6 protein-coding genes are annotated in these 5,554 nt (G+C 40.5%); 4 read left to right on the forward strand and 2 right to left on the reverse strand.

Annotated features, from left to right (window positions below; all coding sequences use genetic code 11):
- A partial coding sequence (locus UC75_RS10210; RefSeq protein ID WP_049837517.1) for an NAD(P)H-dependent oxidoreductase occupies positions 1-638 on the forward strand: 638 nt, incomplete at its 5' end.
- A 44-nt stretch (positions 639-682) separates the two neighbouring features.
- Complete coding sequence (gene sfnG, locus UC75_RS10215) at positions 683-1,795, forward strand: dimethylsulfone monooxygenase SfnG (protein WP_005300669.1); 1,113 nt, start codon at positions 683-685, stop codon at positions 1,793-1,795.
- Positions 1,796-1,889: 94 nt separating this feature from the next.
- Here sfnG and UC75_RS10220 read toward each other — a convergent pair whose 3' ends face one another.
- Positions 1,890-2,303: an Lrp/AsnC family transcriptional regulator gene (locus UC75_RS10220; protein WP_005066843.1), complete on the reverse strand. Its 414-nt coding sequence runs from the start codon at positions 2,301-2,303 to the stop codon at positions 1,890-1,892.
- Positions 2,304-2,408: 105 nt separating this feature from the next.
- Between UC75_RS10220 and UC75_RS10225 the strand changes: the two genes are divergently transcribed.
- A complete protein-coding gene (locus tag UC75_RS10225; protein WP_049837518.1) occupies positions 2,409-2,951 on the forward strand; it encodes a cysteine hydrolase family protein in 543 nt (180 codons plus the stop codon).
- A gap of 41 nt (positions 2,952-2,992) precedes the next feature.
- Here UC75_RS10225 and acs read toward each other — a convergent pair whose 3' ends face one another.
- Entirely contained in the window at positions 2,993-4,942 is a 1,950-nt protein-coding gene (gene acs, locus UC75_RS10230) for an acetate--CoA ligase (RefSeq protein ID WP_049837519.1), read from the reverse strand.
- A gap of 294 nt (positions 4,943-5,236) precedes the next feature.
- Here acs and UC75_RS21065 point away from each other — a divergent pair.
- On the forward strand, positions 5,237-5,554 hold a 318-nt coding region (locus UC75_RS21065; RefSeq protein ID WP_228137260.1), incomplete at its 3' end, for a DUF805 domain-containing protein.

The following is a 5,554-nucleotide window of genomic DNA, read 5'->3' on the forward strand; positions in this document are numbered from 1 at the left end:
ATGAGTTATCCGAAGCAACCGACATTAAAGTTCACTTTATTAAATTAAGCGAAATTGGGCCTTTATTAGGCGGTGCATTTTATCGCAACCAACTTCCACAGCGCGTACAAGATGATCTTGCAGCGGTTGAAGCAGCTGATGCTTTAATTGTAGGTACACCAGTTTACCGCGCATCTTTTACGGGTCTTTTCAAACATTTCTTTGATTTTGTTGAACAAACTGCATTGGTCGATGTGCCTGTACTATTAGCAGCATCAGGCGGTAGTGATCGTCATGCACTAGTACTTGAACATCAACTTCGTCCATTGTTCAGCTTCTTCCAAGCACAAACTTTACCAATTGGCGTATATGCAACTGATCGTGACTTTACCCCTGAATATACGGTGAAAAGCGAGCAATTATCAGATCGTATTACGTTAGCAGTAGCGCGTGCATTGCCAATTTTAGAATGGGCACCAGCGAAAGGTGAACGTGCTGAAGTAGTCAAATCTAAGACTCAGCAAGCAAATCAAGAGCTTGGTATTAACAAGCAAATTGAGCAAGAAGAAGTATTACCTTCAGCGGCTGTGCCTGATCTTGATGCGGCAGAGTCTCGCTTGCATCACAAGTCTGGTAAATCATTAACGCATGTTGCCTAACAGCAGTATGCCTAAATAAAAATAACGAATTGGGAGAGCAAACCATGACGCAATTACAACAACCTATTAAATTTGCTTATTGGGTACCAAATGTAAGCGGTGGCCTTGTAGTAAGTAACATCGAACAGCGTACAGACTGGAGTTATGACTACAATGTTCGACTGGCACAGGCTGCCGAAAAAAATGGTTTTGAATATGCGCTCACTCAAATTCGTTTTACGGCGGGGTACGGAGCAGAAAACCAGCATGAATCAGTGAGTTTCAGTCATGCATTATTGGCAAAAACTGAAAAACTTAAGGTGATTGCAGCTATTCTGCCCGGCCCCTGGAAACCGGCACTCGCAGCTAAGCAACTTGCAACAATTGATTATCTAACCGAAGGCCGTATTGCGATTAATGTGGTGAGTGGTTGGTTTAGAGGAGAGTTTGATGCGATTGGTGAAGAGTGGCCAGAGCATGATCAACGCTACGTCCGCTCTGAAGAATTTATTCGTACGTTAAAAGGAATCTGGACCACCGATAACTATAGTTTCGATGGTAAATACTATCAATTCCAAAACTACACACTTAAACCAAAACCTCTGCAAAAGCCTCATATTGAAGTGTTTCAAGGCGGGAGCTCACGTGCTGCACGTGACATGGCTTCACGCGTATCGGACTGGTATTTCACCAACGGTAATACCGTAGAGGAAATTCAAAAACAAGTCGAAGATATTCGCACTAAAGCGAAAGCCAATAATCATCAGGTTAAAATTGGTGTGAACGCTTTCATTATTGCTAGAGATACCGAAGAAGAAGCAAAAGCGGTACTTCAAGAAATTATTGATAAAGCCAACACTGAAGCCGTAAATGCGTTTGGCGATGCAACACGTGAAGCAGGTGCAGCTTCTCCAGAGCAACAAGGTAACTGGGCAAAATCAAGTTTTGAAGATTTAGTGCAATATAACGATGGCTTTAAAACCAATTTAATTGGTACACCGCAGCAAATTGCAGAGCGTATTGTGGCACTTAAAAATGTAGGTGTTGATTTGATTCTTTCTGGATTCTTACATTTCATTGAAGAAGTAGAATATTTTGGGGAAAAAGTTCTACCACTCGTTCGCCAATTAGAACTTCAACAAGAAAAGGAGATAGAAATTCAAGCGAAATCAGCCTAAAAAACTTCATTTAAAGCAGCGCAAGACAATAAAAACAATAAATTAAAAATAAAGACTTATTGGCTCCAAGACTCGGCTTGGGGCCTTTATTTTTTTAAGATTTCTCGACTTCTCGAATCACTGTTTCAACCGAATAACGGCACCATTTTGAAAGTTTCTCGATAAATTCATTTAATGCTGCGGGTTCAAAATGACTCACAATCATATAGCAAGCATTGCCCATAACTTTAAAGCATTCATCTATTTGTTCATATTGCTTAACCAAATTTTCAATTTCTTCAAATGCGCGTTGTTCATTTAAATGCAAATGAATAAATTGTTTATGCGAATATTGCACAGCAATCGTATAATTTTTGATGACACCAGCATCCATTAACTGAGCAATTCGAGCGCCCACTGCCTGCCCTGTCCGGTGAACTCGCTGTCCAATTTCTTTATTGGTTAGTCGAGAATCCTGTTTAAGCAATGCAATAATTTTTAGATCAATCGGGTCTAATTCAATATTCATTTTTCATGGCGAAAGAAAACTGGCGGTAATGCTTTCATCTGACTATAGCCGATTTTACGGTCAGAGAATAATCTTGTTTTATCTCATATCAACAAGAGTGATCTCATGAAACAAGCACTATTAATTATCGATGTACAAAATGATTATTTTAAAAATGGCAAAATGGAATTGGTTGAGCCAGAGCAAGCGCTAGAAAAAATAAAACAACTCGAACAATATTTTAGCGAGAAAAACTTGCCAATCATTTATGTGCAACATATTAACCCGCCACAAGCGAGTTTCTTCCAAGAAAATACAGATGGAGTTTTACTTCACCCTGAACTCAGTGCTAGCAGTGATTCATTAATCGTGACAAAGCATTATCCAAACAGTTTTTTAGAAACCAATTTAGATGAACTTTTAAAAACACATCAAATTGAGCAACTCGTGATTACAGGCATGATGACTCACATGTGTATTGATTCAGGCACACGCGCAGCTAAAGAACTAGGCTATCAACCAATATTGATTGCAGATGCAACGGCAACTCGCGATTTAAGCTATGCTGGAAAGACTACAAAAGCTGAAGATGTACAAACAGCTTTTTTAACTGCGCTTAGTACATTTGCAAATGTACAAAATACTGCTGACTTTTTAGCAAACTCTTAATAAAGCTTAATAAAAAAGCCCCATTTGGGGCTTTTTTAAAATTAGTTTTGCTTATCAGGATAAACCGTTGCAATTAACTGATCTACTACAGCAGGTTCAGCCAAGGTTGAGGTATCACCTAAACTATCCAGCTCATTTGCCGCAATTTTTCTTAAAATACGGCGCATGATTTTACCCGAACGCGTTTTAGGTAATGCTGGTGCCCAATGTAGTGCATCAGGTGAAGCTACTGGCCCAAGCACTTTACGTACCCAATTAATTAACTCTTTACGCAGTTCTTCCGACTCTGGAACACCCGCTTGTAGAGTCACAAAAGTACAAATACCTTGTCCTTTAATATCATGCGGCATACCCACCACCGCAGCTTCTGCCACGGCTTCATGTGACACCAGAGCACTTTCAATTTCAGCAGTACCTAAACGGTGGCCTGAAACGTTCAAGACATCGTCAACTCGACCTGTGATCCAGTAATAGCCATCTTCATCACGACGAGCACCATCACCTGTAAAATAGGTATTTTTAAAGGTTGAGAAATACGCTTCAATAAAGCGATCAGGATCGCCCCAAATGGTACGCATCTGGCCCGGCCATGAATCTTTAATCACAAGATTACCTTCAGCCGCACCTTCTAGCTCATTGCCTTCACCATCTACAATGGCAGGTTGAATACCAAATAACGGACGTGTTGCGGAACCCGGTTTTAAAGCAGTTGCACCCGGCAATGGAGCAATCAAAATACCGCCTGTTTCGGTTTGCCACCATGTATCCACAATCGGGCAGCGGCCTTCGCCAACAACGTTGTAGTACCAATTCCAAGCTTCAGGGTTAATAGGCTCACCGACCGAACCAAGTAGCCGCAGGCTGCTACGGTTACTTTCACGTACAAACGAATCACCTTCTCGCATCATGGCGCGAATCGCGGTTGGCGCTGTATATAAAATAGAGACTTTATGCTTATCGACTACATGACCAAGACGTGCCCATGTTGGATACTGAGGGACACCCTCAAACATTAAAGTCGTCGTACCATTTGCAAGCGGGCCATAGATCAAATAGCTATGACCTGTAATCCAGCCTACATCGGCCGTACACCAGTAAACATCATCTTGTTTTAAATCAAAAACTTCTTTAAAGGTACTTGTTACATAAACTAAATAACCACCTGTGGTATGCAGAACACCTTTTGGTTTACCTGTCGAGCCCGAGGTATAGAGAATAAATAATGGGTCTTCTGCCTTCATCGGTTCTGGAGGACAGTTGGCATCCACTTCCATAATAATGAGGTGATACCACAAATCACGCCCCGGCTTCATTTCAATCGGGTTCGCATTACGGTAAACCACCACTACATTTTCAACACACTCTGTACCTGGCAACTCTAGAGCCAAATCGACATTTTCTTTGAGTGGTAATAGTTTTCCGGCACGTAGACTTGAGTCTGCGGTAATCACCAGTTTAGCTTGGCTATCTTCAATACGACTTGCTAAAGAATCGGGCGAGAACCCACCAAACACCACGCAGTGAACAGCACCAATACGAGCACAGGCTAACATGGCAATTGCAGCCTCAGTGACCATCGGCATATACAGTACAACACGGTCACCTTTACCAATGCCATATTTCTTTAAAACGTTGGCAAAACGGCAGACTTCGTCGTGTAATTCTTTATAAGAAACGATCTTATGACGAGAAGGATGGTCCCCTTCCCAAATAATTGCAGGTTTATGAGGGTGTTCTTTAAGATGCCTGTCTAGGCAGTTTGCTGACACATTCAACTCACCATCAGCAAACCATTCAATTTTGAAATTGTCTTTGTCAAAACTCGTATTTTTAACTTGGGTAAATGGTTTTATCCAATCGACAATTTTAGCTTGCTCTGCCCAGAATTCATCTGGGTTCTCGATAGAGTGTTGATAACGTTTAAAGTAGTCTGCTTCAACAGTACGAGCTGTTTTTTTAAATTCCTCTGGTACTGGATAGATCTCATTCATACGCAACTTCCTTGATCTTGTGCATCCCATCTCGAGACTGTGGCTATTATTTTACTGGATCTTATTTGCATGCCTTTGCAGTATGATGACTCTTTCAAAGTCTAAACAATGCGACTTTGGTCATATATTAACCACTTACTCAAGCACACGAAATTGTGAACATTTTTATAAAATTAAGTTGATTTAAAACATTTGTCTATAGCTTTTACTTTTATAATTTTTTCAAGATTTGATGGTTTTGATCATCAACAAAGATTATTTTGTCTCTCATACGCAACACAGGAATAAAATAATATGTTTGCCCAAACAAGCTCCTCACGCCCACCACAACTCCCTTTTAAAGATAGTCCGTTTTCAATTCATGGACGCTTTAATCGCATGAGCTATTTAGGTGGTTATGGACTGATTTATTTAGTCACCCTCTTGGGCTATTTCATTTTGGCTTCATTTCTTGGAAGTTTTCAGCTTTCAAGCAATTTATTTAATTTTGAATTTTATAGCTCTCTTTCTGGAGCCAGTGCCTTGATAGTCTGGGCTTTTTCGCTATTTTTAATTTATTTAAATATTGTTCTCGTTGTTCGACGTTTGCATGATCTAAATAAGAGTGGCTGG

Source organism: Acinetobacter sp. V2, assembly GCF_001188385.1.
Taxonomy (GTDB): Bacteria; Pseudomonadota; Gammaproteobacteria; order Pseudomonadales; family Moraxellaceae; genus Acinetobacter; species Acinetobacter oleivorans.